Origin of the sequence: Halomonas sp. 111 (assembly GCF_052379685.1) — a bacterium.
GTDB lineage: Bacteria > Pseudomonadota > Gammaproteobacteria > Pseudomonadales > Halomonadaceae > Vreelandella > Vreelandella citrativorans.
The window spans coordinates 1-25,677 of the sequence record NZ_JBQSYV010000023.1 but is presented as its reverse complement, the minus strand read 5'-3'; the positions used below and the strand labels follow the sequence as shown (position 1 = coordinate 25,677).

Sequence of the window (25,677 nt, the reverse complement as noted above, 5' to 3'; positions counted from 1 at the left end):
TCGCCAGTCGCGATGAATATACCCAACGTACTTACACTGGCAAGAGTTGCCTTTATTCCCTTGCTCGTTGTGCTGTTCTACTTGCCTTTTAATTGGAGCATGCCGCTGGCGGCTGGCCTTTTTGCGCTAGCCTCGATGACCGATTGGCTAGATGGCTATTTGGCCCGCCGCTGGAATCAGTCAACACCCTTTGGCGCTTTCTTAGACCCAGTGGCCGACAAACTAATGGTCGTTGTGGCACTCGCGCTGCTGATTGAGCGCTACGACACACTCATTCTGACCTTGCCTGCGCTTGTCATTATTGGCCGTGAAATCGTCATATCGGCCCTGCGCGAATGGATGGCAGAAATGGGCAAGCGGGGTTTGGTCGCGGTTTCCTGGATAGGCAAGCTTAAAACCACGCTCCAGATGGTGGCCCTGCTGATCCTTTTGGCGCTGCCGCCCACACACGAGATCGCCCTACTGGGTGTGGTAGTGCTGTACGTCGCTGCGGCCTTAACGCTTTGGTCCATGATCCAATATTTAAAGGCTGCCTGGCCGCACCTTAGCCGCTCCATGTAAGCAGTTGATTCCTCGAAGGGGATGTTTGCATCATTGATGATTGACAACCGCTCAACGATGCGTATAATTCGCCCTCGAGTCGAGCGGGAATAGCTCAGTGGTAGAGCATCGCCTTGCCAAGGCGAGGGTCGAGAGTTCGAATCTCTTTTCCCGCTCCAACTTGGATTGTGCGGCAAGCAGGTTAGGTCGAGAGCTGGAACGCCAGCCCGGTCGAATCTATCTTCCCACTCCATCGACTCTTTAGGCTGGATGGCAGAGTGGTTATGCAGCGGACTGCAACTCCGTGTACGCCGGTTCGATTCCGACTCCAGCCTCCACTTTTGTGTTAAGTGCAACGATACACCAATTGCACTGCCCGGATGGCGAAATTGGTAGACGCAAGAGACTTAAAATCTCTCGGAGGTAACTCCGTGCCGGTTCAAGTCCGGCTCCGGGCACCATTGTTTTTATCTCCCCCTATGACTTTATTATCTGCGAGATCATTTTGATCGACGCGGATTTTTTTGCGTCTATACATCGTCAACGGCTAATGACTACGCGATGCGCTTACCTTTTATGCGCCATAGCGCCAGATAGCAAAAACAAGGAGCGGGCCGCATGAGCACGCCAACAACGGATGTATTAATTATTGGCGGCGGCGTCGCCGGGTTAACCCTCGCCCTGGACATTGCCGACCACCTGTCGGTGACACTGGTAAATCCAGCCCACAATGATAAAGGCGCCAGCCGATGGGCCCAGGGTGGCATTGCAGCGGTGCTCTCCCCCGAAGATAACCTGGAAGCGCATATTCGTGACACACTTGTCGCCGGTGACGGGTTATGTGATGAGCAGGCTGTACGTTTTACCGTTACCCACGGCCCGGCGGCTATCCAATGGTTAATTGATCGAGGGGTACACTTTACCCCGGACCCCGCCCCTGACGCTTGCTATCCGTATCACCTGACCCGTGAAGGCGGCCATAACGCCCGGCGTATTATTCATGCCGACGATGCCACGGGGCGCGCTGTGGTAGATACCCTGCAAGACAAAGTCGCCGCGCATGCCAATATTACCCTGCGCCGCGATATCACTATTTTAGGGTTACTCCAAAACTGCCACGGGCACTGCACAGGTGCCTATGGCATCGATACAGAGCGACAACGGCAAACACTCACCGCGACTTACACCACGCTAGCCACCGGGGGCGCTAGCGGCCTTTATCGCCACACCACAACCCCTACCCCCGGTAGCGGCGAAGGCATGATGATGGCTGCGGAGCTTGGCGCGCGATTAATGAACCTGGAGTTTCAGCAGTTTCACCCGACCAGCCTGTATGATCCTGACGGCCCCGCGTTTTTAATTAGCGAAGCGGTACGTGGCGAAGGTGGTTACTTGCTCAATGAAGCCGGTGAGCGGTTTATGCCAGCCATTGATCCTCGCGCAGAACTTGCTCCCAGGGACGTTGTTGCGCGAGCCATCGATGCTCAAATTCAGCAAGGCACCCAAGGGCATGTATGGCTGGATATCCGCCACCTTGGTGAAAAAGCTATTCACCACCACTTCCCAACCATTTTGGCACACTGCGCCTCGCGCGGGGTTGATATCACCCAGCAACCCATCCCCGTCGTCCCCGCCGCCCATTATAGCTGCGGTGGCATTGCCACCGATCATCAGGGCGCGACAGGCATACCGGGGCTTTATGCAGTCGGTGAAGCTGCCTGTACCGGCCTACATGGTGCCAACCGCATGGCCAGCAACTCACTATTGGAGTGCCTGGTGTATGCGCGTAGCTGTGCAAGCGCACTTCGAGAACAACATCTCAACGAATGGCACGCGCCGCCCATTACGCCCCTACCACCGTCCGCCCGGTTATTAAGCGTTGAAGAGCAGGACCTACTGGCTCAATGGCGCCACGAGCTACGAACCACGATGAGCCAACAGGTGTCGATTGTACGCAGCAACTCAGGATTGGCTGCCGCCCATGAGCAGTTGGCGTTATTGGATAAGCGTTTGGAACGCTTAGGAGCCGGGCAGTTTCAACCTGAGTACATGCAGTTACGTCAAGCAATCAGGCTGGCTCAGCTAACCGTTATCGCCGCATTGAAACGGCATGAATCACGCGGGTTACATTACTCTATGGATTGGCCGTCTCACCTTCCCGCCCCTGCGATTTCTTGTTTAACGCTAGCGGATTTAATGCCCGGCACGGTGGTATAAGCGGCGCAACAAACGGTGATGATGACGAGAGAAACTATCGGGCCACAGCCAGAGCCACTGTGGCCCCACCCACAAGCCCACCAACCAAGGCCCCAGGTAATCACAGCGAACCACCACTTCATCGCTCAGCTCTCCATAGGGCTTTCGCCAACGGCCATAAATAGCCGTATCACGCTTGCTTAGATAAAGCACGCCATGGACTTGCCTATGCAGAGTACGCCATAGCAAAAGGCTGATGACAAAGGTAATGCCGCTGCCTACCCAAAGCCCCAATACCCAGTAGCTCAACGAACACAGCCCCATCGCCAAACCCGAGTGAAGCAGGCCTGCCATTTTAGAGGGTACGATAGGCAGAATTATCGGTGTTTTCTGCATGCTCAACGATCATTTTCACCATATGCTTTAACGCTGGGTCTTCAGGCCATTCACGGTGCATGAGCCAAACAAACAAGTCCTGGTCTTCTTCTTCAATTAGGCGCTGATAAGTCAACTGCTCCTCTTCGCTAAGTGTGTCAAAGCGTTTTTCTAAAAACGGGATCAGCAACAGATCAAGCTCCCACATACCGCGACGCGAATGCCAGTAGAGTCGCTTACGTAGCACGGCTGCTGGGGATGTATCGTCGTTCAAGGTCAGCCTCTTTCATTGGTAAAAATGAAGCGTCAGTATACCTAAGCTAAAGGGTCGCGCCAGCGCCAAGCTTCGCCTATGCTGTTATTCAGTCTAGTACCTTGTTTTATCTGAATTGTTTAATATCAATTTGCACAGTATGCTGAATTCGAGGTTATCAAGGTCAGCCGCTATTATTAACGGCAGCCTTCACCGTTTACAGGGAGCCAACCGATGACAAAATCTGAACTAATCGAACAAATCGCGATGCGTCAACCGGAGCTATCCGCCAAAGAAGTCGAGACGGCGGTACGTATTATACTGGACGATATGACGGACGCTCTTTCCAGCGGCGGTCGTGTAGAAATACGTGGCTTTGGCAGTTTCTCACTGCATTTCCGTGAGCCGCGTACTGGCCGTAACCCCAAAACGGGCGACCCGGTCGAGCTGGACGGTAAATATGTACCGCACTTTAAGCCCGGCAAAGAGCTGCGCGAACAGGTAGATGCCAGCCGTGCGCTGGGTTACTAACACAGAGACCGAAGCCGCCATACTTTGATAATCTGTGACTGTGGGATGACGTCGCGCCAAGACTCATACACAATAGGGTCATACTGCGAACGTCACTGACTAGGAAACTCTCATGCGTTGGATTAAAGGGCTGATTCTCGCCATTATTTTGCTGGTTGTTCTACTGGTAGGCATCTTGTTTGCCGTCAACAATCAGCAAACCATTGCCTTGAATCTGATCTGGGTTGAACTCCCCCCCATCACACTCTCGGTATGGCTGCTGGCGACATTAACGTTTGGCGTCATACTCGGCATGCTCGCAATGATGGGGGTATACGTACGATTGAAAGCACGCCTTGCACGCAGCGAGCGCCATAACAAACAGCAGCGCAAAGAGCTTGATCGTTTACGCACCCAGGAGTTTAAGGAACTAGCGTAAATGCATGATGTCATGCTGCTAGGGCTACTATTGGTAGCGATTGCCATAGGCTTCGGGCTAGGCATTCGATACGCTGCCCAGCGCCACCGGCGAGCGCCAACAGCGCCGCCTTCTCAACTGTCGCGCGAATATTTCGTTGGGTTAAATTACCTGCTGAATGAGCAACCCGATGAAGCCATTAACACGTTTATCAGTGCACTTGATGTTAATAGCGATACGGTAGATACCCATATCGCGCTGGGTAAGCTCTTTCGCACACGTGGCGAGGCAGACAAAGCCGTCAGTATTCACCAAAACCTGCTTGCACGCCCGGCCCTATCGCATGGCACCAACGAACGCATCCAGCTTGAGCTTGCGCGCGATTTTATAGCGCTAGGTGTTCATGACCGTGCCCAGAGACTGCTGCACTCGCTGCTTGAGCAATCCACCGACGATGATCGCCGCTATGCGGCCAAGCAGCTACTGGTGGATCTTCTGGAGCGCGAAAAGGAGTGGCAAACCGCTTTAGAGGTAATCCAACCCCTGCTAAAGCAGCACCCAGGTATGCGGCGCCCAGCGTCACACTGGCTATGCGAGCTGGCCATAGAAGAGATCCAACAATCCAGCCGTGCGCTCGCGAAAAAGCATCTAAAAAAAGCCTTACTGCTGGATGAACGTTGCATTCGCGCCACACTACTGTTGGCGGATCTTGAGATGGATAACGGCCACTATGGCCGCGCGATAGAACGTCTTGACCATATTCCTGAACAGGATGCCGCGCATATCCCAACCATGCTGCCAACCCTTCAGCGGGCCTATGCGCGTAACGACGATATAGCAGGTCTGGAGAAGCACTTATACCGTCTACTGGGCCAGGCACCTTACACCAGCGTTATCGTTATGCTCGGCGAGCTTATTCACCAGCGGGATGGCGTGGATACCGCCATTGAATTAACCGGAAACTGGCTACGTGATGCGCCGAGCCTTGGCGGGTTGGACTATCTGCTGGATCTGTATGTCGAAAGCCAGAAGCTAAGCGGAAGAACGGCGCCGGACACTCGCTTATCACTGCTGAAATACCACACGGATGCGCTTTTAAAAGATCGTCCACGCCATCAATGCAGACGCTGTGGTTTTACGAGTGATGCCCTTGCCTGGCAGTGCCCCAGCTGCCGCCGCTGGGGCACTACCAAGCCGATTACCGGTGTAGAGGGCGAGTAGCCACATACATATCGTGCTACTGAAGCTCTGCTTCGATAGCCGCCAGCGCCGCCATGGGGTCAGACGCCTGAGTAACAGGCCGCCCTATCACCAAATGTGTACTCCCTGCCTGCATCGCTTCGCTCGGCGTCATAATACGCTGCTGATCGTTAACAGCGGCAAAACTCGGCCGAATACCGGGCGTTACTTTTAAAAACGACTCACCACACACAGCCTTTAAATGTGCCGCCTCTTGGGCTGAGCATACAACGCCGTGCAGGCCGCTTTGTTGGGTCAAAAGCGCCAAGCGCTCCACCTGTTCGGCGGGTGAAACGTTTAAACCCACTTCGCGCAGGTCGCTCTCCTGGAGGCTGGTTAATACGGTAACGGCGATTAGGTGCGTGTCTAAACCTTGGCTGACCAAACGCTCGGCGGCTGCTTCCATCATCTTGCGGCCACCGCTGGCGTGCACATTCACCATCCAGACGCCTTGCTCTGCTGCGGCCTGAACAGCCCCCGCCACCGTATTGGGAATATCATGAAACTTGAGGTCAAGGAACACGTCAAACCCGCGCCCATGCAGCGCTTCAAGGATAGCCGGGCCGCTGCGGGTATAAAGCTCTTTACCTACTTTTAAACGACACCGGGCGGGGTCTAGTTGGTCCGCCATGCACAAGGCGGCGTCAAGTGACGGGTAATCAAGCGCGATAATCAACGGGGATTCAGACACAACACTACTCCATACGCATTTTTAAGCATTATATCAGTCCAACACGACCCGCTTGTAAGCTATTTGCTAACCAGTACAAGCGAAAATCCTACAAACAGTGTCCTACATCACTGACAACAATAGGATAGCGAACGCGTTAAGTTAGTTAAGGCACCCGTTAGCACAGTGCCTGGTTATGCTACTTTTCTTTATCGACAAGAAGGAACAATACGCGTAATGAACATGACATTAAAAAGCTTGTTTGCCGCCCTGTTACTTAGTTTAAGTCTGGGATTATCCAGTAGCGCACTGGCTCAAGCCGTCGCGCCTATCAATGTTAATACCGCCAACGCCGAGCTGTTGAGCGAGCTTCCCGGCATTGGACCAAGCCGCGCTACCGCCATTATCGAAGAGCGTGATACCAAGGGAGAATTTGCAAGTATTGATGATTTAACGCGCGTCAGCGGCATCGGCGCAGCAACCGTAGATCGCATGCGCGACCAAATCGTACTCGAAGACTAAAGCCCTGAAGTAAGCCCTGCAGTAAGCCCTGCAACATAGCAGGATTACTATTGCCCGGCGGCAGCACAGCAGCTGTTTGCCGGGCAAGTGTTTATCACATACCCAACATTGAAAAGCTCACCTAACGACTCCTCTCTCTTCCGCATTACTGCCCGTGACCTCGTGACTAGGCAAACTTTTAAATCATCCAAAGTGACATGAATTGATCCACCGGCATTGCTTCAAGCGTCGCTTGGTTACCGCAGAGCTGGCTAATCTTTTCGCAGCGAAATGCAGGGAAACGGGTGGCGAGATGGCGCTCAAACTTATCGACCAATAGCGGCATTCCCTCTTCTCGACGTCGCTGATGGCCTATCGGATACTCCACTGCAACTTTGTCTGTTGCACTACCATCACGGAAAAAGACCTGTACCGCATTCGCGATAGAGCGCTTCTGCGGGTCGTGGTAATCCGCTGAATAGTCGCTATTCTCCTCGACCACCATTTTGTCGCGCAGTACATCAATTAGCGGATGAGCCGCATGAAAGCTGTCTTCATAGTGCTCGGCGGTAAGCGAGCCAAAGATAAGCGGCACGGCCGTCATGTATTGCAGGCAGTGATCGCGGTCAGCGGGGTTAGCCAACGCTCCGGTTTTGGAAATTATCCGAATCGCTGAATCATGTGTGGTAATCACAATGCGCTCAATATCAGCCAAGCGCTCTTTTACCTGAGCGTGCAGAAGTACGGCCGCTTCGCAGGCGGTTTGGGCATGGAACTCCGCCGGGAAAGCAATTTTGAATAGAATGTTTTCCATCACATAGCACCCAAACTCACGCTGAAAACGCAGGCGCCGCTCTACTTCAGGTTTAAGGCTCAGGTCTTTATTACTATGGCTAAAGGACACATCGTAAAACCCCCATTGCGGTGCGCTGAGCGCGCTGGGAATGCCCATCTCACCGCGCAACGCCATATCCGCCAAGCGAACGCCTCGGGAAGTGGCATCGCCAGCCGCCCAGCTTTTGCGCGACCCGGCGTTGGGTGCATGTCGGTAGGTGCGCAGGCTCTGGCCGTCTACCCACGCATGGGAAAGCGCGGCCAGCAACTGCTCGCGCGCAGCGCCCATTAGCTTGGCAACCACCGCCGTCGAAGCCACTTTCACCAACAGTACATGATCCAGCCCCACCCTGTTGAAGCTGTTTTCCAGGGCCAGCACTCCCTGAATTTCATGCGCCATGATCATGGCGTTCAACACATCACGCATCGTCAGAGGCGCATCCCCCTGGGCAACCCGCTTTTGCGACAGGTGATCGGCAACCGCCAGGATGCCACCCAGGTTGTCAGAAGGATGCCCCCACTCGGCGGCAAGCCAGGTATCGTTATAATCCAGCCAGCGGATCATTGCGCCGATATCCCAGGCCGCTTTTACCGGGTCAAGGCGTAGCGAAGTGCCCGGCACACGCGCCCCAAATGGCACCTGGGTACCTTCTACCAGCGGGCCAAGATGCTTGGTGCACTCTGGAAAACGCAGCGCCAGAAGCCCACAGCCCAACGTATCCATTAAGCAGTAACGAGCCGTAGACAGTGCCGCCGGCGAGGGAGTATCAAAGCTCAGCACATAATCAGCGATTAGCTGTAGCTCATCATCGTATTCTGGCCGCTCGTTTATCTCCGCTGTGACATTCATGGAGTCGCCTCCCAATCAATGCAGTGAGTTAAAAGCTGTCGCCCGGTACGCGTACCGCACCTTCCATTAGCACGCGCGCGCTGCGGCTCATAATGGCCTGATCAATCTGCCAGTGCCCGTCAACCAGATTGGCCTCTGCGCCAACGCGCAAACTGCCCGACGGGTGGCCAAACGTAACGGACTGACGCTTTCCGCCTCCGGCCGCCAAATTAACCAGCGTACCGTCTATCGCAGCGGCAGCAGCAATTGCCACGGCGGCAGTGCCCATCATGGCGTGATGCAATTTACCCATGGACAGCGCCCGCACCACCAGATCGATATCACCAGCGTTAACGGTCTGACCGCTCGAGGAAACATAATCAGTTGGCGGCCCAACAAACGCTACCTTGGGCGTATGTTGGCGGCTCGCAGCCTCACTGACATCCCCTATCAACCCCATACGTACAGCGCCATGGGCACGGATAGTCTCAAACATACTTAATGCTTTACCGTCGCCATTGATGGCGTTTTGCAGCTCGGTACCGCGGTAACCAATATCAGCGGCATTAATAAACACCGTGGGGATACCTGCATTGATAAGGGTAGCTTTCAGAATACCCACACCCGGCACATTCAGGTCATCCACCAGGTTGCCGGTGGGAAAAATCGCCCCCTCGCCGTCAGCCGGGTCCATAAAAGCCACGGGAATTTCGGCGGCGGGAAAGGTCACGCCATCCAACTCGAAATCGCCGGTCTCCTGAACCTCCCCATTCACGATGGGCACCTGCGATACGATAGTTTTCTGGATATTGACCTGCCAGATTCTCACCTCGACCACACCGTTTTCAGGCAGACGTGCCGGATCAACCAGCCCGTTCGCTACGGCAAATGGGCCTACCGCCGCCGAAAGATTGCCGCAGTTGCCGCTCCAATCCACGTAGGGCTTATCGATGGATACTTGGCCAAACACATAATCCACATCGTGATCAGCCGAGTGGCTTTTGGAAAGAATGACCGTTTTACTGGTGCTTGAGGTCGCGCCGCCCATACCGTCAATCTGTTTTTCGTACGGGTCGGGGCTTCCAATCACACGCAGCAGCAGCTTGTCACGCGCCTCGCCCGGCACCTGAGCAGCCTGGGGTAAATCGCTTAATTTAAAAAACACGCCTTTGCTGGTACCGCCACGCATATAGGTGGCGGGGATTTTTATTTGCGGCACATGGCGGGCGTTGGCGACATCAGTCATCTTGTTCACTCCGAAAAATAACCCGGCACTTACGCAGCCGTTGACTCGAGGAAGTCCTGGGCAAAGCGCTGCAGCACACCACCGGCGGCGTAAATTGATACTTCCTCGGCGGTATCCAGGCGGCATTTGACCGCTACGCGCTCGCTGCCCCCGTTTTGACGATGGATCACCAGCGTAAGCATCGCGCCCGGCGAAACAGCCCCCTCAACATCAAAGGTTTCGGTGCCATCCAGGCCTAATGTCGTGCGCGTGGTTCCCGGCTCAAACTCTAGCGGCATTACGCCCATACCAATCAGGTTTGTGCGATGAATACGCTCAAACCCTTCAGCAGCAATGGCTTCCACACCAGCAAGCGCCACGCCTTTGGCAGCCCAGTCTCTTGATGAGCCTTGGCCATAATCGGCGCCAGCAATAATGATCAGCGGCTGCTTACGCGCCATGTAGGTTTCGATAGCTTCCCACATGCGGGTCACTTCCCCTTCAGGTTCGACCCGCGCCAGCGATCCCTGAACGACATTGCCTTCTTCATCGCGGACCATTTCGTTAAACAGCTTGGGATTGGCAAAGGTAGCGCGCTGGGCGGTGAGGTGATCGCCGCGATGAGTCGCGTAGGAGTTGAAGTCCTCCTCCGGCAGGCCCATTTTCGCCAAATACTCACCCGCCGCGCTGTTAAGCTGAATGGCGTTGGAAGGCGATAGGTGATCGGTGGTGATATTGTCCGGCAAGATGGCCAGCGGGCGCATGCCTTTCAGGGTACGCTCTTTCGCCATATTGCCCTCCCAGTAAGGTGGGCGACGAATGTAGGTACTCTGGGGGCGCCAGTCATATAGCGGATTAACCTGGGCACGCGCGCTTTTATCAATATCGAACATGGGGATATAGGTCTGGCGGAACTGCTCGGGCTTCACCGAGGATTTCACAATAGCGTCGATCTCTTCATCCGCTGGCCAGATATCCTTCAAGGTAACGGGATTCCCCGCCTGGTCGATCCCCAGCACGTCTTTTTCAATATCAAAGCGAATAGTGCCTGCAATGGCGTAAGCAACCACTAATGGCGGCGAGGCCAAAAAGGCCTGCTGGGCGTAGGGGTGAATCCGCCCATCAAAGTTGCGGTTACCGGAAAGCACTGCCGTGGCATAAAGGTCCCGGTCGATAATTTCCTGCTGAATAACAGGGTCAAGCGCACCCGACATGCCGTTACAGGTGGTGCACGCATAAGCCACCACGCCAAAACCCAGATCTTCCAGCTCATTCATCAAACCGGCTTCTTCCAGGTACATCTTGACCGTTTTTGAACCAGGCGCCAGGGATGACTTTACCCAGGGTTTACGCAACAAGCCGAGCCGGTTGACGTTGCGCGCAATTAACCCAGCCGCCACCATATTACGCGGGTTGGACGTATTGGTGCAGCTGGTGATAGCGGCGATAATAACGGCGCCATCAGGCATTTTGCCCGCTTTCTCTTCTTCGCGTGCTGCATCAAGCCCTACCGCAATACCGCGCTGAACAAGCTCGGAAGTGGGCAGGTGCGCATGCGGGTTGGAAGGCCCTGCCAACGTCCGCGCAACCGATGAAAGATCAAAGCTCAGCACTCGCTCGTACTCAACCTGTGTCAGGCTGTCCGCCCAAAGGCCGGTGTGCTTGGCATAGGTTTCCACCAGCGCCACCTGTTCATCTTCACGACCGGTGAGCTTCAAATAATCGATGGTTTGGCTATCGATATAGAACATCGCCGCCGTCGCACCGTACTCGGGCGTCATGTTTGAAATCGTGGCGCGATCGCCGACCGTCAGCGCATCGGCGCCCTCGCCATAAAATTCCAGATAGGCACCGACCACGCGCTCTTTACGCAGAAACTCGGTGATCGCCAGCACCATATCGGTGCCCGTGATTCCTGGCTGCAGCTTACCGGTCAGCTCTACCCCGACGATATCGGGCAAGCGCATCATGGAAGCGCGACCAAGCATGACGCTCTCAGCTTCCAGGCCACCAACGCCGACTGAAATAACCCCGAGCGCGTCCACCATGGGGGTATGGCTATCGGTACCCACGCAGGTATCAGGATAAGCAATGCCGTCCCGGTTCTGCACTACCGGCGACATTTTCTCCAGATTGATCTGGTGCATGATGCCATTGCCAGGCGGAATGACATCAACGTTTTCAAAAGCCGTTTTGGTCCAGTTGATAAAGTGGAAGCGGTCATCGTTGCGCCGGTCTTCAATGGCGCGATTTTTCTCAAAGGCCCCCTCTTCAAAGCCCGGGTGTTCTACCGCCAACGAATGATCGACAATCAGCTGGGTGGGAACTACGGGATTGACCTTGGCCGGGTCACCGCCCTTCTCGGCGATAGCATCGCGCAGCCCGGCCAAATCAACCAGCGCCGTCTGGCCTAGAATATCGTGGCATACCACCCGCGCAGGATACCAAGGGAAGTCCAGGTCGCGCCGGCGTTCAATGAGCTGTTTAAGGGCATCGGTGAGAAGCTCAGGATCACAGCGGCGTACCAATTGCTCTGCCAGCACGCGTGATGTGTAAGGGAGCGTGGCGTAGGCTCCTGGCTGAATATCCTCAACGGCTTGGCGCGCATTAAAGTAATCAAGGCTGGTGCCTGGCAGTGGTTGACGATATTGGCTATTCATAAAAACAGACTCGCGAAAGGAGGAGCTTAAACAAGCCCGGCAGCCAAGCCGCCAGGCAGCACGCTGATTAATCTCGCGCTTCTATCGGCACCCACTCGCTTTTCTCGGGACCAATATAGTCAGCGCTGGGGCGGATAATTCGATTGTTGGCGCGCTGTTCAAAGACATGTGCGGCCCACCCCGTTAGCCGGGACATGACAAAAATTGGTGTGAACAGCTTGGTGGGAATATCCATAAAGTGATAGGCGCTGGCATGGAAGAAGTCTGCGTTGCAGAACAGCTTTTTCTCACGCCACATCACTTCTTCGACCCTTTCAGATACGGGATAAAGCACCGTATCGCCTACGTCATCGGCAAGCTTTTTGGCCCACTGCTTGATGATCTCGTTGCGTGGATCAGACTCGCGATAAATCGCGTGGCCAAATCCCATAATTTTATCCTTACGCGCCAGCATGCCCATGATCTGGCTTTCCGCTTCTTCTGGCGATTTCCAGTTTTCGATCATCGCCATGGCCGCTTCATTGGCACCGCCATGCAGCGGGCCACGCAGCGAACCGATGGCGCCAGTGACGCAAGAGTGCATATCAGAAAGCGTTGAGGCACACACCCGGGCGGTAAAGGTCGACGCATTAAACTCATGCTCGGCATATAAAATAAGCGATACGTTCATCACTCGCGCATGGAGCTCAGAGGCCGGCTCGCCACGCAGTAGATGCAAGAAGTGCCCGCCAACCGATGCAGCGTCGGTTTGGGTATCAATCCGCACTCCGTCATGAGAGTAGCGATACCAGTAGCAAATGATCGAAGGCAACACGGCCAGCAGCCGATCAGCAACGTCCTGCTGCTCGTCAAAACTCTCTTCGGTTTCAAGATTGCCCAGCATGGAGGTGCCGGTCCGCATGACATCCATCGGGTGAGCATCTTTCGGAATTTGCTCAAGCACCGTTTTCAGCGCATCGGGCAACCCACGCAAGCCCTTTAATTTGCGGATGTAGTCGTCAAGCTCTGCCTGATTAGGCAATTTACCTTTCAAGAGCAGGTAGGCGACTTCTTCAAATTTAGCCTTTTCAGCCAGCTCTTTGATATCAAAGCCACGGTACGTTAGGCCCGAGCCAGTCTTTCCAACAGTACACAAGGCGGTAGTTCCCGCACTTTGTCCACGCAGCCCTGCTCCCGCTAGCGGTTTATCAGCCATGACGAGTCTCCTGGTGTGCTTATCGTTGTACCTATCATTAATTGCAGATAACCGTGTTGTCGTGCGCGCCTCATTGCGGCTCTTCGCCCTTTTCGGCGAATAACGCATCCAGTTTCTGCTCGAAATCGTGATAGTTGAGGAAATCGTAGAGTTCATCGCGCGTCTGCATGGTGTTAACGACTTCTTTTTGATGGCCATTATCCAGAATGCTTTGATAGACATTCAGGGCAGCAGCGTTCATCGCTCGAAACGCAGAGAGCGGGTAAAGCACCATGCGACAACCAACCTCGCCAAGCTCGGCTTGAGTAAAGAGCGGCGTCGCACCAAACTCAGTGATATTGGCCAGAATCGGGGCATCCACTCGCTCGCAGAATGCCTGGTAATCGGAAAGGGTATATACGGCTTCAGCAAAGATGGCATCCGCACCGGCTTCAACGCAGGCATTGGCGCGCTCAATAGCCGCGTCCAGGCCCTCTTTTTGAAAAGCATCGGTGCGTGCAATCAGATAAAAATCGGGATCTATTCGGGCATCGGCGGCCGCTTTAATGCGATCAACCATCTCAGCCTGGGAAACGATTGCCTTGTTGGGTCGATGACCACAACGTTTTTGCGCCACCTGGTCCTCCAGATGAACGGCGGCGACGCCAGCACGCTGCATCTCTTTCACTGTACGGGCAATATTGAACGCGCCGCCCCATCCGGTATCAATATCCACCAGCAACGGCAGGTCCGTTGCACCACAGATACGGCGCGCATCCTCGGCGACATCGTTCATGCTGGTCATCCCTAAATCAGGCAGGCCAAACGAGGCATTTGCCACCCCACCGCCGGAAAGGTAGATCGCCTGATGGCCGACACGTTCAGCCATCATCGCCGTATACGCGTTAATAGTGCCTAAAATGGCCAGCGGGCGCTGGGCGTCAAGGGCGGCTTTAAAACGGGCGCCTGGGGTGAGCGTTGACATTAGCGTGTCTCCTGAAGGGTAGGGGCCTGCCGTTCCTCGGCAGGCTCAGATGATTGCTGTTTAAGAATCGCGGCATAACGGTCGGCAACATTGGCACGCGAGGCACTGACGTGGCGGCGCATTAATAGCTCAGCAAGTTCGGCGTCACCTGATTCAATGGCGTCCACGATCCGGTGGTGCTCAACAAAGGCACGCTGCGGGCGCGTACCGCTGGCACTAAACTGCGTACGATAAAGGCGCACCAGGTAGTACAAGTCATTGCACAGCAGGCTCATTAGCATCTTGTTGTGGCTGCCTTGCACAATGCGGTAATGAAAGTCGAGATCGCCCTCACGCTGATAGTAAGCTTCACCGCGCTGTAAATCGGCCTGCCCTTCGTGCAGTGCCAGCACATCACGAAGGCCTTGTATTTCCTCTGCCGACATATGCTCCGCTGCTAGCCTTGCGGCCATGCTTTCCAACGCTTCGCGTACATCAAACAGCTCTATCAGCTCTTTCATAGAGAGCTTAACGACGCGTGCGCCGACGTGAGGTATGCGCTCAATCAAGCGATGAGACTCTAAACGCCGCATGGCTTCGCGAAGCGGACCGCGAGAAATGCCGTACGTTTTTGAAAGCCCGGGCTCAGTGATTTTGCTGCCTGGCGCCAAGACGCCACGAACAATATCGCTTTGCAGTTGATGAAATACTCGCTCGGCTAGCGTGCGCACTTCAGGCGGCGCTATTTCAAGCGACGAATCAACAGAATAAGGGGCGCTAATGGATGAACTCATGGCGAATTGTCGACAATTAGGAAAGTATTCAAACTTTAGCTGCGCGCCTTTCTAGCGTCAACCATAGAATACTGGCGATTTTATGTATCTTTGGTTGTAAGCAAAAAGTCTACCCCTTCCGTCAGTGTCAACAATCTCGCTAAAACCGTTAGAAGCACATCGATTACATTGCTGGTGTCGGCCTTCAACGCCCTCTAAAATGAACGGCCTTTTACCGGCGAGGCGTTTGCTCCATGACCACGGCATTGTCGATATTTACTCTGCCCTATTCTTCTGACCCGTTAGCGCTGTTTGATTCGCTTCGCCAACGCCCAGGTGCAGTACTTTTGGATAGTGGCCGCCCCGTCGCTCAAGGGCGCTACGATATTCTGAGCAGCGACCCCTTAGCGACGCTGGAAGTGGACGCCACAGGCAAGTCAGTACTCACGAGTGAACAGCTCAATATAGCGGCTCTACCGCTAGGCGATTGCTTTGCTCAGCAGCAGTGGCTGTTAAATCAGCTACCGCTACAGGCTACAGAGGTTGATCAACACGCCTTACATAGCGAGCTGCCCTTTATGGGCGGACTGATAGGCTACTGGGGCTATGACCTTGGGCGCTCACTGGCGACCCACCAACAACCTCAGGTGACTCACCTACCTCAGGCGCGCCTGGGCCTTTATGACTGGTGCATCACCCTTGACCACGTAGCAAAGCGGGCGTGGCTGGTAGCCACCGCGCAGCGTCGCGAGCAGGTTCTAGAGTGGCTAGACCAGGCGCCGCCCAAACGGCCCCCTTTTGCCTTAACCGAACCCTTTCAAGCAGAGCTTAGCCAGAGCGATTACGCTGAACGCTTTAAAGCCGTTCAGCGCTATATTCTGGCGGGCGACTGTTATCAGATTAACCTCGCCCAGCGCTTTTCTGCTGCCTACCAGGGCGATGAATGGCAGGCCTATTTACGCTTACGCAACGCCACGCCCACACCGTTTTCAGGCTTCATGGCTTGGGGCCAACAGGCCGTTCTCTCTCTTTCACCCGAGCGGTTTATCAAAAGCAGTAATGGCGCGGTTGAGGCTCGTCCTATAAAAGGCACCCGACCACGGGGCGCTACGGCTGATGAGGATCTTGCCTTGGCCAATGATCTAACCAGCAGCCTTAAAGATCGTGCTGAAAACGTCATGATCGTTGATTTACTGCGCAATGACCTGGGCCGTGTATGTAAGCCGGGCAGTATCAATGTGCCCCAACTCTGCAAGCTGGAAAGCTACCCTAATGTGCATCATCTGGTGAGCGTAGTGCGCGGACAGCTCGCGTCCGGCGCCTACCCTCTTGCCTTATTGGCGGCGGCCTTTCCCGGCGGGTCGATTACCGGCGCGCCCAAGGTTCGCGCCATGCAGATTATCGCCGAGCTTGAGCCGTGTCAGCGCAGCGTGTACTGCGGAAGCATGGGATACGTTGATATACGTGGCAGCATGGACACTTCTATTACTATTCGTACGTTAGCGGCGGATGCCGGGAGGCTTCACGTGTGGGGCGGCGGTGGGCTGGTTGCCGACTCAGCACTTGAGGAAGAGTACGTGGAGACACTTGACAAAATTCGCCATCTTATTAAGGCACTGGAATAACAGCCGCCGTACTTAAATCAAAAAGGAATATAAAAGCCAAACCAAACGGTATTGGGGGGAACGACGGGCAGTTTGATAGCCTAGCGGTATGGTTCATTAATATGACAAGGAGGCAGCATGTCCTCATCGCTAGATGCGATCAATCGTGATTTTTCCGAGAACGATTTTAGCAAGAACCCACAAGCACTTATTGAGTGGGCGTTAACACAAGGTGAAAGGGCGATCTGTACGACGAACTTTCGCCCTTTTGAAGCCGTTATTCTGCACATGGTGACACAGGTACGTCCTGACATGCCGATTGTCTGGATGGACAGTGGCTATAACACCGAAGCCACTTATCGATTCGCCGACGAGCTAATAACGCGCTTGAACCTGAACATGGTCAGCTATATACCCAAGCGGACGCGCGCGCATCGTGAAGCACTCGAAGGCCCCATGCCGGGCATTGATGACCCGCGCCATGCGGCCTTCACCCAAGAGGTCAAAATTGAGCCGTTTGAACGTGCATTAAGTGAGATGCGCCCTGACGTATGGTTTACAGCGCTTCGTGCAGAAGACACGCCCGAACGGGCCAAAATGCAGCCCGTCAGCCGTAACAGTGATGGGCTGGTTAAAGTGGCGCCGGTGTTGCATTGGAGTGCTAAAGAGATGTATCAATACTTACAGGCGCACGACCTGCCTAACAACTTCGATTACTTCGACCCCACCAAGGTGGAAGAAAAACGCGAGTGTGGCTTGCACCTACAGCATTAAACCTTTCTCTGAAAATCTGTCATTGAAAAACCAGGTATTGAAAGACTTGGCTCCAGGTTAGGCCACAAGCCAAACGTACGACTCACGTTGTTAGCGGCTTGCCAGCGGTTTCGCTGGCATCATGCCCCCTAACAACGTGAGCGCTTAAAGCGTTAGTATCTTAGTAGGTACTTGCAATCCGTACTTGTAATAAGTGCTTGTGATAAGTGCGTGTAACAAGCACTTGTCACACATCAGTGCCACAAGCTATCAGTACTCGGGCAGCTCTATCCCTTCAAACAGCGCTTGTTCAAAGCGTGGGCCAGCAATGAGCGCCTCATCCACACGGTCTCGCGTCAAGTGTGGGGCAAAGCGCGCCAGGAAATCGTACATATAGCCACGCATAAACGTGCCCCGGCGAATGCCTATTTTAGTCGTTGAACTCGCAAACAGGTGGCTGGCATCCACCGCGACTAAATCCCCGTCCAACTTATCGTCTACCGCCATATGTGCCACGATCCCAACGCCCATGCCGAGCCGCACATAGGTTTTAATCACGTCGGCATCCGCTGCCGTTAGCACAACGTTAGGCGTCAAACCCTTCGCTTTAAACGCATCATCCAACTGGGAACGACCGGTAAATCCAAAGACATACGTCACCAGCGGATGTTCTGCCAACGCTTCCAGCGTTAAAGGTCCACTCAGTTCTGCCAGTGGGTGGCCTTTAGGCACCAGGATACAGCGATTCCAGCGGTAACAAGGCAAGAGCACCAGGTCGGTAAACAGCTCCAACGATTCAGTGGCAATCGCAAAATCGGCCTGCCCCTCACTCACCATTTGAGCAATTTGCTTAGGAGTACCCTGCTGCATATGTAGCGCGACTTCCGGATATTTCAGTGTAAATTCACTGATAATCGGCGGAAGTGCATAGCGTGCCTGGGTATGCGTGGTCGCAATAGATAAGCTTCCCCGCCGCTCATCACTATGCTCCTGGGCCACCTGTTTAATATTTTCGGTAAGCTTGAGCACCTGGCCCGCCAGGTTAATAATGGACTGACCTGCTGGCGTTACCCGGGTTAGATGTTTTCCGCTACGCGCGAAAATCTCAACGCCCAACTCATCCTCCAACAGCCGTATTTGCTTGGAAATACCAGGCTGAGAGGTAAACAGGCTTTGAGCGGTCGCCGATACATTTAGGTTGTGTCGGTTAACTTCCAAAATATAGCGAAGTTGTTGTAGCTTCATATCATCACCTCATTATCTATACCGATAGCAGGCAGGTCATCTAACGCTGGCACCGCCTATCTTGCACTCGCCACAAAGCACTATTTGGCATAAAAAAACACTCTATAATTCACTTATATTATAAGAGATGATCTCTATTAGCATCTATTAATTTTGTAATTAAGCACAAAAATAAGCGCAGATATTTGCCAGCAAACGCCGCGCCCGCTAACATCTGCCGACTTGGCGTAATGAAAGTGCGCAGGTTTAACGCGTAATGACCGTTGCTCCATTTGAGGCAACGACACTGCAAGAGCAACGCAAACGGGAGAAGCAAATGGCTAATAATGTTGACGTCACTAACGCTAATTTTGAGCAAGAAGTCCTCAACGCCGACCAGCCTGTCCTGCTAAAATTTTGGGCGCCCTGGTGTGGCCCGTGTAAAGTTATGGCACCGGTTGTCGATGAAGTGGCAGCCGAGCGCGGTGATAACTTAAAAGTGGTCAGCGTAAACGTTGACGATGCGCCTGAAATTGCCGCAGAACAAGGCGTACGCGGTGTACCGACCGTTATGCTGTTCAAGTCTGGTACCAAAGTCGCTTCACTGGTAGGCGCACAATCCAAGTCTCAACTAACGCAATTCATCGACCAAAACGCTTGATGAAATTGGCCACCGCCGGCACAACCGGTGGTGGCCGTGCGGCCCCTCCTGTTAACTCTCCCCCTCTTTTAGATGCTCTTCGGGCGTAGCACTATTTTTACGTTTCCACGGTGCGCGACCTGCATCTTGCTGGCTAAGATAACGCCCCGTGCGGTGTCTCCCAGGTCCCAGAAAATGGGCAATCCAGCGCGTCTGCGGATGGCTATCCAAAGCAATTTTTAGGGTCATGGTTAACACGACAGATAGCAGCATCCCCGCCGGTCCAAAAATCCACCCCCAAACAACCAGCGAAAGAAACGCCACAAACGTTGAAAGCCCTAGCGCTTGCCCCATGACACGCGGTTCAATCAGGTTACCGAGTACAAAGTTAATGACCAGGTAAGCGGACGCCAGCAGCAGCGCCTGTAGCGCGCCACCGTCCTGGGACACCAGAAGCAGCAGCACTGGAGGGATAGCCGCAAGTGCTGAGCCAATGTTAGGGATAAAGTTAAGCCCAAACGCCAGAACACCCCAAAGTAATGGGAAATCAACCCCGACAATCACACAGGAGAGCCAAATTAATACCGCCGTGGCTAGGCTAATCATTGTTTTTACGGCCAAATAGCGCTTTAGCGTTAAGCTGAATTCGCTAAATCGCTTTAAACTAGGTGCAGGGTTTTCCAAGGCACGCGAAACTTTTTGGCGAAGGTTCAGCGTTTCAAACAGCATAAAAATAACCAGCAACCCCACGATGATACTCTGCATCACCAGGTTGCCCAGTTCACCCAACAGCGTTGCCACCCAAGAAGAGCCTTCCTCATCCGCATTGAAAAAGACGGCGCTAAGCTCATCAGGGTCAATATTAAAGCCATGCATGGCGAGCGTATTAAGCAGGTCCCAATAGTGCTCGTAAAGCCGCTCCTCAATATCAGGCAGCGCCGCCACAAAGGTGCTAAAACTGTTGACGACCAACACGCCAATCAGTGAAAGAAACCCCAACAACACCATCAGGGTTAAAAAAGCCGACATTCTCATGCTTAGGCCACAACGGTGTAGCCACTGCACCGGAGAGGTACACACTACCGCGATAAATACCGCCAGCAGCAAGGGTACAAGTAAATCTGCCCCCCCTTTCATTCCCGCAATAATTACCACTAATGCCGCTAGCGCCAACGTGGCATTTAAGGGGATACTTCGATAATCCTCATCCGATAATCTCGACATAGCCTCATCCTTAGCTAGTTACCCATACATAATGGCGGTAATAAAGGTATTGCACAAACCGTGCAAATAATAAGCAACTGTTTTGCGTCACCTCTTTTACGCTGAACTTTCCCTGTAGTCGCTATTCCAAGCAAGCGTCTATACTTTTAATTGACGCGTACCCGGCTAGTCTTCTCTACCTCAAGGAGTTTCTCTATGAGCCCAGTATCGGCACGTTTACCGCGTTTTCGTTATGGAATTTTAAGTGGCGCTCTGTTGGCGCTTCTGAGCACTCCCCTCGCCTTTGCGGCCCCGCCTGCACCGCCCAGCTTAAATGTCCAGGCACAGTCCTGGGTTGAGGTTGAACCCGACCAGGCGACGTTCACAGCGCGCCTTTGGGAAAACACACCTGCCGTTTCTTCACTGGAAGATACCGACAGCGAAGCGTTAGGAGAAGCCCGTGAACGCCTTGAGAATCGTGCCAGCGAACTGATCGAAGCCATTGAAGCCCTGGGAATCGAGCGACGCGCTATCAATGCCGGGTCGTTGAACGTTTATCCTGACCATGTCGCTGCGCCACGTAGCGAAAATGGCGACCAGGAGATGCTCCAACGCACGCGCCTTGAACGCCCGTTCAGCATAGAGCTAACCGACCTTGATCAATTGGGCGATGTGCTCAACGCGCTGATCGGGGTGGGTGTGAATGCAATGGACGGCGTCCAATTTGATTTACAGGACAGAGAAGCCGCCACCGATGAAGCGCTGGTAAAAGCACTGGAGAAAGCTCGCCACAAAGCCAACCTGATGGCCAGCACGCTGGAAACCGAACTCGGCCACGTTCAGCGTATTGAAGAGACGCAAGCGCCTATGTTTCAGCCCCGCATGATGGCCATGCGGGCTGAGAGTGATATGGCCAGTAGCGGATCACAAAGCGATTACAGCCCCGGCACCATCCGTATTGATGCCGGGGTTAACGTCGAATGGACGCTTAAAGGGCCAGACGCTCCTGACCACCAAGATAGGGACGTAGCGGCTCAGGAATAACCACCGAGCCGTCTGCCTGCTGGTGATTTTCAAGTATTGCCAGCAGGCAACGGCCAACGGCCAAGCCAGAACCATTTAACGTATGCAGGAGCTGTGGCTTTTTCACATCCGGTTGACGGAAGCGCGCCTGCATACGTCGCGCCTGAAAGTCTTCGCAGTTGGAAACAGACGAAATTTCCCGATAAGTGCTCTGACTGGGCAGCCAGACTTCCAGGTCGTAGGTCTTCGATGCTCCAAAGCCCATATCGCCCGTGCAAAGTGTCACTACCCGGTACGGCAACTCTAACGCTTGTAAGATCGCCTCTGCATGACCACGCATTTCATCCAGCGCTTCATAGCTCTTCTCTGGTTCTACAATCTGCACCATTTCCACTTTATCAAACTGATGCTGACGGATCATGCCGCGTGTATCACGCCCGTGCGAACCAGCCTCGCTACGAAAGCACGGCGTGTGCGCCGTGAGCTTCATCGGTAATGCCGCTTGATCCACAATCTCATCACGCACAAAGTTGGTGAGCGGCACTTCAGAAGTAGGAATCAAGTAGTACTCGCGCTCATCATCCAGCTTGAACAGGTCTTCGCCAAACTTCGGCAGCTGGCCGGTGCCGGTTAGTGAGTCGCGATTCACCATATAGGGCACGTAGCACTCTTCATAGCCGTGCTTCTCGGTTTGGGTATCCAGCATAAATTGGGCCAGCGCGCGGTGCAGACGAGCAATGGGCCCACGCATAACGGCAAAGCGGGCACCGGTCAGTTTAACGGCCAATTCAAAATCCAGATAACCGGATTTTTTGCCTAAATCGACATGATCGAGCACGTCAAAATCGAACTCACGTGGTGTACCCCAGCGATGCAACTCAACGTTGTCTTCTTCTTTTTCACCTTCCGGCACGCTTTCATGGGGCAGGTTAGGAATACCGCTGACCGCGTCATCCCAGGCCGTTTGCACCTCGGCCAACTCACACTTGGCGTTATCCAGACGATCGCCTAAATCGCTGACTTCATCCAACAGCGGCTGGATATCTTCACCACTGGCTTTGGCTTTGCCAATGGCTTTTGAGCGCGTATTACGCTCGCTTTGCAGTTGCTCGGTCTGCGTTTGCAATTCACGGCGGCGCGACTCCAGCGTCTGAAGCCCCTCTTTATCCAGTACAAAGCCGCGACGAGCTAGTTGTTGCGCTAGCGCGTCCAGATCACCGCGCAGCAGTTTCGGATCGAGCATGAGTTATTCCTTGGCCTGTATTCAGTTAAACACGGCGCCAAACGCCAGTATCAAAGGCCCCTATTGTAGGCAAAAGCACGGCGGGGAGCTATGGGGGCGTTATAGCAACGTGCCCGGCAACTCACGTCGGCGATTAAATAACCAGAGGCTGCTTCGAAGCCGCAGCCGCCCGTAAGCGCTCACTTCGCCCACTACAAGCCCCCGCCCTTCTTACTAAAAAGTGATAAAGTGCGCGCCGAATCGTAATCCTGCTATTGATCAACCGTAAATAAAACTCCAAGGAGAGAGATCCGTGAGCACATCACAAGGCGCCTTCGGCTGGTGGAGAGGCATCGCCCTCTGGAAGAAAATTCTCGCAGGTTTAGCGCTAGGGATAGCGGCGGGCGCGCTACTGGGTGAAAACGCCAGCATCTTTAAGCCGCTGGGCGATATTTTTATCAACGCGATCATGATGCTGATCGTACCGCTAGTGTTCTCAACGCTGGTGGTCGGCATTACGTCGATGCGCGACCCGCAAAAAATGGGTCGCATTGGCGCCCGCACCATCGGCCTTTATCTTTTGACCACGGCCTTTGCTATCAGTATCGGGTTGTTGCTTTCGACACTGCTACAGCCTGGAGCAGGCGTTAACATCAGTTTTGATAGCAGCGTGAATGCAAGCGAGGCGCCTACCCTGGCATCCATTTTGATTAACCTGGTACCCCGTAACCCCATTGATGCGCTGGCCAACGGCAACATTTTGCAAATTATTGTATTTGCGATTGGCCTGGGCATTTCACTGACTCTGATTGGTGAAAAGGGTGAAGCACTGGTCGTGGTGTTCGATAGCTTTGCCGAGGCAATGTACAAGCTCACGGGCATCGTCATGGCCTTTGCACCTTTTGGGGTGTTTGGCCTAATGGCGCATGTATCTGGCCAATACGGGCTGGAAATCCTGTTACCACTCGCCAAGCTGATTGGCGTGGTGTATTTAGCCTGTGCGCTGCATGTTCTGGTGATTTACTCAGGCTTTATTCGCCTATTGGGGCGACTTAACCCAGTGCGTTATCTCCAGGGCAGCCTCGACGCCATGATGATAGCGTTCTCCTCCGCCTCTTCGGCAGGATCACTGCCGGTATCGATTCGCTGTGCACAGAAGAACCTAGGCGTATCTGAAGGCGTTTCAAGCTTTGTACTGCCAGTGGGCGCGACTATTAATATGGATGGTACAGCGCTTTACCAGGGCGTCGTCGTACTGTTTATTGCCCAAATGCTGGGTATTGAGCTGAGCCTGGTCGACTACGGCATGATTGTCGCCACCGGCACGCTTGCCTCCATTGGCACCGCAGGCGTACCCGGTGCGGGTCTTATCATGCTCTCTATCGTGATGGCTCAAATTGGCTTACCGCTTGAGGCCATCGCCGTCGTAGCAGGCATCGACCGTATTCTCGATATGGCGCGCACCAGCGTTAACGTGGCGGGCGACATTATGGTCACTACCCTGGTAGGTAAAAGCGAAGGCGAATTGAACCTCGACGTTTATAACGCCGATAATAAAGCCTGACCGCCCGCCCCACGCCAGAATACTCTGCGACGAGACCGTTGCAGAGTATCGCGACAGCTAACCAGGAGAGCATCATGCCCCACCGCCTTGAACAGGTATTAACTGCGCTGGACCAGCTTCACAGCGAAGACCCAAAAACGGCCAACGTGGCCGATGAGCCGCTCCCTGCCGAGCTGCTTTACGCACAGCGCATGAGCAAATGGCTTGCTCACCTTAACCAGACACCCAGCGAGTGCTTACAGATTGCTGTCCGCGCCCAGCACTTGCAGCGCTGGCAGGTAGCACGCGAAGCGTACCTTGAAGGTCGAGTAGGCTACTTAACCTGGCGGCGCGACCAGGGTATCCGCGCAGGCGACACTGCCGCCCAATTAATGCGTGAAGCAGGCTATAGCGCAGAGGACGCCGAGCGGGTTATCACACTCATCACCAAAAAGGGGTTGGGCCGTGACGCCGACGTACAGACACTTGAAGACTGCGCCTGTCTGGTATTTTTGGAAAACTACTTTGCCGATTTTTCGCGCAAGGTCGAACATGACCATATGGTGCGAATTATTCAAAAAACCTGGCGCAAGATGTCACCCCAAGCTCATGAATTGGCCCTGGCACTGCCCATGTCGCCTGCTTCTGCCGCCCTGGTAAAAGAAGCTTTGAGCTAGCATGTTTAGCGCAGGGTGCAGCCGGGCAGGCACTGAGGTAAAGTAGCGCTCTCTTTTTTTGATGCCCCGGCACTGACGGCTTGAACGATTATGATTGCATCGCTGGACTCTCGAACCGCCCCGTTTGAACGCTTGGCCTCCCACTACCAGCGCTTTCTGGAAGCCCTTAAAACACGCGGCTTCGATGGCGAGATTGCCCCTGACTATGCCCACCGCACGGTGCTGGCAACCGACAACTCGATCTATCAGCGTCTGCCCCAGGCGGCGGTGTTTCCCCGCCATGCAGAAGACCTGGAGTGCCTGGCCAAACTGGCCGCTGAAGCGCCTTACCGCGAGGTGGTGTTAACGCCGCGAGGCGGCGGCACTGGTACCAACGGTCAGTCGCTTACCGATGGCATCGTGGTGGATATCTCCAGGCACATGAATCAGGTGCTGGATATTGATGTCGAGAACCGTCGGGTACGCGTTCAAGCAGGGGTGGTCAAGGATCAGTTGAATGCCGCCTTAAAGTCCCACGGGCTGTTTTTTGCCCCGGAGCTTTCGACCTCCAATCGAGCGACCATCGGCGGCATGATTTCGACCGATGCCAGCGGCCAGGGTAGCTGTGCTTACGGAAAAACCCGTGAC

At 54.2% G+C, this 25,677-nt stretch carries 25 protein-coding genes and 3 tRNA genes; 16 read left to right on the top strand and 12 right to left on the bottom strand.

Translation table 11 applies throughout. The features are described from left to right. The first annotated feature begins 12 nt into the window (after nt 1-12). The 5 genes from pgsA (at nt 13) to nadB (ending at nt 2,757) form a co-directional block, all read left to right on the top strand. Nucleotides 13-561 (top strand): CDP-diacylglycerol--glycerol-3-phosphate 3-phosphatidyltransferase, encoded by a 549-nt coding sequence (pgsA, locus tag ACT3T7_RS15845; protein ID WP_087106661.1) that lies wholly within the window; start codon nt 13-15, stop codon nt 559-561. Nucleotides 562-644: 83 nt separating this feature from the next. Continuing rightward, a tRNA-Gly gene (locus tag ACT3T7_RS15840) sits at nt 645-719 on the top strand. 85 nt (nt 720-804) lie between these two features. Beyond that, nucleotides 805-878 (top strand) — tRNA-Cys (locus ACT3T7_RS15835). A gap of 36 nt (nt 879-914) precedes the next feature. Beyond that, nucleotides 915-1,001 (top strand) — tRNA-Leu (locus tag ACT3T7_RS15830). Nucleotides 1,002-1,158: 157 nt separating this feature from the next. Further along, on the top strand, nt 1,159-2,757 hold the full coding sequence (gene nadB, locus ACT3T7_RS15825; protein WP_444631530.1) for an L-aspartate oxidase: 1,599 nt from the start codon (nt 1,159-1,161) through the stop codon (nt 2,755-2,757). On the opposite strand, the gene ACT3T7_RS15820 is transcribed toward nadB, so the two are convergent. After that, the gene (locus ACT3T7_RS15820) at nt 2,734-3,132 is read right to left on the bottom strand and encodes a hypothetical protein (protein WP_444631529.1); all 399 of its coding nucleotides are present in this window, start codon (nt 3,130-3,132) and stop codon (nt 2,734-2,736) included. The two genes, nadB and ACT3T7_RS15820, sit on opposite strands and share 24 nt — an antisense overlap. Beyond that, on the bottom strand, nt 3,092-3,385 hold the full coding sequence (locus ACT3T7_RS15815; RefSeq protein ID WP_087106665.1) for an FAD assembly factor SdhE: 294 nt from the start codon (nt 3,383-3,385) through the stop codon (nt 3,092-3,094). The genes ACT3T7_RS15820 and ACT3T7_RS15815 overlap by 41 nt, the downstream gene beginning before the upstream one ends. Nucleotides 3,386-3,598: 213 nt before the next feature. On the opposite strand from ACT3T7_RS15815, the gene ACT3T7_RS15810 reads away from it, so the two are divergent. The 3 genes from ACT3T7_RS15810 to lapB all read left to right on the top strand — a co-directional run bounded on the left by ACT3T7_RS15810 (nt 3,599) and on the right by lapB (nt 5,513). After that, nucleotides 3,599-3,895, top strand: coding sequence for an integration host factor subunit beta (locus ACT3T7_RS15810; protein ID WP_172117076.1), 297 nt, complete (start codon nt 3,599-3,601; stop codon nt 3,893-3,895). A 112-nt stretch (nt 3,896-4,007) separates the two neighbouring features. Next, complete coding sequence (locus ACT3T7_RS15805; RefSeq protein ID WP_087106669.1) at nt 4,008-4,313, top strand: lipopolysaccharide assembly protein LapA domain-containing protein; 306 nt, start codon at nt 4,008-4,010, stop codon at nt 4,311-4,313. Next, on the top strand, nt 4,314-5,513 hold the full coding sequence (gene lapB / locus ACT3T7_RS15800; protein ID WP_193054887.1) for a lipopolysaccharide assembly protein LapB: 1,200 nt from the start codon (nt 4,314-4,316) through the stop codon (nt 5,511-5,513). Between the two features lie 16 nt (nt 5,514-5,529). Here lapB and pyrF read toward each other — a convergent pair whose 3' ends face one another. Further along, nucleotides 5,530-6,222, bottom strand: a complete 693-nt coding sequence (gene pyrF, locus ACT3T7_RS15795; protein ID WP_172117078.1) for an orotidine-5'-phosphate decarboxylase — start codon at nt 6,220-6,222, stop codon at nt 5,530-5,532. A 216-nt stretch (nt 6,223-6,438) separates the two neighbouring features. Here pyrF and ACT3T7_RS15790 point away from each other — a divergent pair, with 216 nt between their 5' ends. Next, entirely contained in the window at nt 6,439-6,723 is a 285-nt protein-coding gene (locus ACT3T7_RS15790) for a ComEA family DNA-binding protein (protein WP_172117079.1), read from the top strand. A gap of 178 nt (nt 6,724-6,901) precedes the next feature. On the opposite strand, the gene prpD is transcribed toward ACT3T7_RS15790, so the two are convergent. The 6 genes from prpD to ACT3T7_RS15760 form a co-directional block, all read right to left on the bottom strand. Further along, nucleotides 6,902-8,386: a 2-methylcitrate dehydratase gene (gene prpD / locus ACT3T7_RS15785; RefSeq protein WP_444631528.1), complete on the bottom strand. Its 1,485-nt coding sequence runs from the start codon at nt 8,384-8,386 to the stop codon at nt 6,902-6,904. A 28-nt stretch (nt 8,387-8,414) separates the two neighbouring features. Beyond that, the gene (gene prpF / locus ACT3T7_RS15780) at nt 8,415-9,611 is read right to left on the bottom strand and encodes a 2-methylaconitate cis-trans isomerase PrpF (protein WP_172117081.1); all 1,197 of its coding nucleotides are present in this window, start codon (nt 9,609-9,611) and stop codon (nt 8,415-8,417) included. A gap of 29 nt (nt 9,612-9,640) precedes the next feature. Beyond that, nucleotides 9,641-12,250 carry a Fe/S-dependent 2-methylisocitrate dehydratase AcnD gene (gene acnD, locus ACT3T7_RS15775; RefSeq protein ID WP_444631527.1) on the bottom strand — a complete coding sequence of 870 codons (2,610 nt, stop codon included), beginning with the start codon at nt 12,248-12,250 and terminating at the stop codon, nt 9,641-9,643. 67 nt (nt 12,251-12,317) lie between these two features. Continuing rightward, entirely contained in the window at nt 12,318-13,445 is a 1,128-nt protein-coding gene (gene prpC, locus ACT3T7_RS15770) for a bifunctional 2-methylcitrate synthase/citrate synthase (RefSeq protein ID WP_172117083.1), read from the bottom strand. A gap of 70 nt (nt 13,446-13,515) precedes the next feature. Further along, entirely contained in the window at nt 13,516-14,409 is an 894-nt protein-coding gene (gene prpB / locus ACT3T7_RS15765) for a methylisocitrate lyase (protein WP_087106685.1), read from the bottom strand. Further along, the gene (locus ACT3T7_RS15760) at nt 14,409-15,182 is read right to left on the bottom strand and encodes a GntR family transcriptional regulator (protein WP_444631526.1); all 774 of its coding nucleotides are present in this window, start codon (nt 15,180-15,182) and stop codon (nt 14,409-14,411) included. The genes prpB and ACT3T7_RS15760 overlap by 1 nt, the downstream gene beginning before the upstream one ends. 233 nt (nt 15,183-15,415) lie before the next feature. Here ACT3T7_RS15760 and pabB point away from each other — a divergent pair, with 233 nt between their 5' ends. Together pabB and ACT3T7_RS15750 are read left to right on the top strand one after the other, a co-directional pair. Next, nucleotides 15,416-16,786, top strand: coding sequence for an aminodeoxychorismate synthase component I (gene pabB, locus ACT3T7_RS15755; RefSeq protein ID WP_444631525.1), 1,371 nt, complete (start codon nt 15,416-15,418; stop codon nt 16,784-16,786). 117 nt (nt 16,787-16,903) lie between these two features. Further along, on the top strand, nt 16,904-17,539 hold the full coding sequence (locus tag ACT3T7_RS15750) for a phosphoadenosine phosphosulfate reductase domain-containing protein (protein ID WP_444631524.1): 636 nt from the start codon (nt 16,904-16,906) through the stop codon (nt 17,537-17,539). A 249-nt stretch (nt 17,540-17,788) separates the two neighbouring features. Here ACT3T7_RS15750 and cysB read toward each other — a convergent pair whose 3' ends face one another. Then, on the bottom strand, nt 17,789-18,763 hold the full coding sequence (gene cysB / locus ACT3T7_RS15745) for an HTH-type transcriptional regulator CysB (RefSeq protein WP_444631523.1): 975 nt from the start codon (nt 18,761-18,763) through the stop codon (nt 17,789-17,791). A 256-nt stretch (nt 18,764-19,019) separates the two neighbouring features. Between cysB and trxA the strand changes: the two genes are divergently transcribed. Further along, a complete protein-coding gene (gene trxA / locus ACT3T7_RS15740; RefSeq protein WP_140398967.1) occupies nt 19,020-19,403 on the top strand; it encodes a thioredoxin in 384 nt (127 codons plus the stop codon). A 51-nt stretch (nt 19,404-19,454) separates the two neighbouring features. Here the strand turns inward: trxA and ACT3T7_RS15735 are convergent, their stop codons facing one another. Then, entirely contained in the window at nt 19,455-20,606 is a 1,152-nt protein-coding gene (locus tag ACT3T7_RS15735; protein WP_193054876.1) for an AI-2E family transporter, read from the bottom strand. Nucleotides 20,607-20,801: 195 nt separating this feature from the next. Here ACT3T7_RS15735 and ACT3T7_RS15730 point away from each other — a divergent pair, with 195 nt between their 5' ends. Continuing rightward, the gene (locus ACT3T7_RS15730; protein ID WP_193057097.1) at nt 20,802-21,629 is read left to right on the top strand and encodes an SIMPL domain-containing protein; all 828 of its coding nucleotides are present in this window, start codon (nt 20,802-20,804) and stop codon (nt 21,627-21,629) included. Here the strand turns inward: ACT3T7_RS15730 and serS are convergent. Further along, on the bottom strand, nt 21,574-22,851 hold the full coding sequence (gene serS, locus ACT3T7_RS15725) for a serine--tRNA ligase (RefSeq protein WP_444631522.1): 1,278 nt from the start codon (nt 22,849-22,851) through the stop codon (nt 21,574-21,576). The genes ACT3T7_RS15730 and serS overlap by 56 nt on opposite strands. Before the next feature lie 292 nt (nt 22,852-23,143). On the opposite strand from serS, the gene ACT3T7_RS15720 reads away from it, so the two are divergent. From ACT3T7_RS15720 to ACT3T7_RS15710, 3 genes are all read left to right on the top strand, one after another. Further along, entirely contained in the window at nt 23,144-24,394 is a 1,251-nt protein-coding gene (locus ACT3T7_RS15720; RefSeq protein WP_172117091.1) for a dicarboxylate/amino acid:cation symporter, read from the top strand. 74 nt (nt 24,395-24,468) lie between these two features. Next, nucleotides 24,469-25,050, top strand: a complete 582-nt coding sequence (locus tag ACT3T7_RS15715) for a DUF4202 domain-containing protein (protein ID WP_444631521.1) — start codon at nt 24,469-24,471, stop codon at nt 25,048-25,050. 90 nt (nt 25,051-25,140) lie between these two features. Then, nucleotides 25,141-25,677, top strand: a 537-nt coding sequence (locus ACT3T7_RS15710) for an FAD-binding oxidoreductase (RefSeq protein WP_444631520.1), incomplete at its 3' end; no start/stop codon positions are given.

Bases quoted from the DNA above. Each gene is read 5' to 3' on its own strand.
- pgsA (WP_087106661.1), top strand. From the start codon at position 13: ATGAATATACCCAACGTACTTACACTGGCAAGAGTTGCCTTTATTCCC.
- nadB (WP_444631530.1), top strand. From the start codon at position 1,159: ATGAGCACGCCAACAACGGATGTATTAATTATTGGCGGCGGCGTCGCC.
- ACT3T7_RS15820 (WP_444631529.1), bottom strand. From the start codon at position 3,132: ATGCAGAAAACACCGATAATTCTGCCTATCGTACCCTCTAAAATGGCA.
- ACT3T7_RS15810 (WP_172117076.1), top strand. From the start codon at position 3,599: ATGACAAAATCTGAACTAATCGAACAAATCGCGATGCGTCAACCGGAG.
- ACT3T7_RS15805 (WP_087106669.1), top strand. From the start codon at position 4,008: ATGCGTTGGATTAAAGGGCTGATTCTCGCCATTATTTTGCTGGTTGTT.
- lapB (WP_193054887.1), top strand. From the start codon at position 4,314: ATGCATGATGTCATGCTGCTAGGGCTACTATTGGTAGCGATTGCCATA.
- ACT3T7_RS15790 (WP_172117079.1), top strand. From the start codon at position 6,439: ATGAACATGACATTAAAAAGCTTGTTTGCCGCCCTGTTACTTAGTTTA.
- prpD (WP_444631528.1), bottom strand. From the start codon at position 8,386: ATGAATGTCACAGCGGAGATAAACGAGCGGCCAGAATACGATGATGAG.
- prpF (WP_172117081.1), bottom strand. From the start codon at position 9,611: ATGACTGATGTCGCCAACGCCCGCCATGTGCCGCAAATAAAAATCCCC.
- acnD (WP_444631527.1), bottom strand. From the start codon at position 12,250: ATGAATAGCCAATATCGTCAACCACTGCCAGGCACCAGCCTTGATTAC.
- prpC (WP_172117083.1), bottom strand. From the start codon at position 13,445: ATGGCTGATAAACCGCTAGCGGGAGCAGGGCTGCGTGGACAAAGTGCG.
- prpB (WP_087106685.1), bottom strand. From the start codon at position 14,409: ATGTCAACGCTCACCCCAGGCGCCCGTTTTAAAGCCGCCCTTGACGCC.
- ACT3T7_RS15760 (WP_444631526.1), bottom strand. From the start codon at position 15,182: ATGAGTTCATCCATTAGCGCCCCTTATTCTGTTGATTCGTCGCTTGAA.
- pabB (WP_444631525.1), top strand. From the start codon at position 15,416: ATGACCACGGCATTGTCGATATTTACTCTGCCCTATTCTTCTGACCCG.
- ACT3T7_RS15750 (WP_444631524.1), top strand. From the start codon at position 16,904: ATGTCCTCATCGCTAGATGCGATCAATCGTGATTTTTCCGAGAACGAT.
- cysB (WP_444631523.1), bottom strand. From the start codon at position 18,763: ATGAAGCTACAACAACTTCGCTATATTTTGGAAGTTAACCGACACAAC.
- trxA (WP_140398967.1), top strand. From the start codon at position 19,020: ATGACCGTTGCTCCATTTGAGGCAACGACACTGCAAGAGCAACGCAAA.
- ACT3T7_RS15735 (WP_193054876.1), bottom strand. From the start codon at position 20,606: ATGTCGAGATTATCGGATGAGGATTATCGAAGTATCCCCTTAAATGCC.
- ACT3T7_RS15730 (WP_193057097.1), top strand. From the start codon at position 20,802: ATGAGCCCAGTATCGGCACGTTTACCGCGTTTTCGTTATGGAATTTTA.
- serS (WP_444631522.1), bottom strand. From the start codon at position 22,851: ATGCTCGATCCGAAACTGCTGCGCGGTGATCTGGACGCGCTAGCGCAA.
- ACT3T7_RS15715 (WP_444631521.1), top strand. From the start codon at position 24,469: ATGCCCCACCGCCTTGAACAGGTATTAACTGCGCTGGACCAGCTTCAC.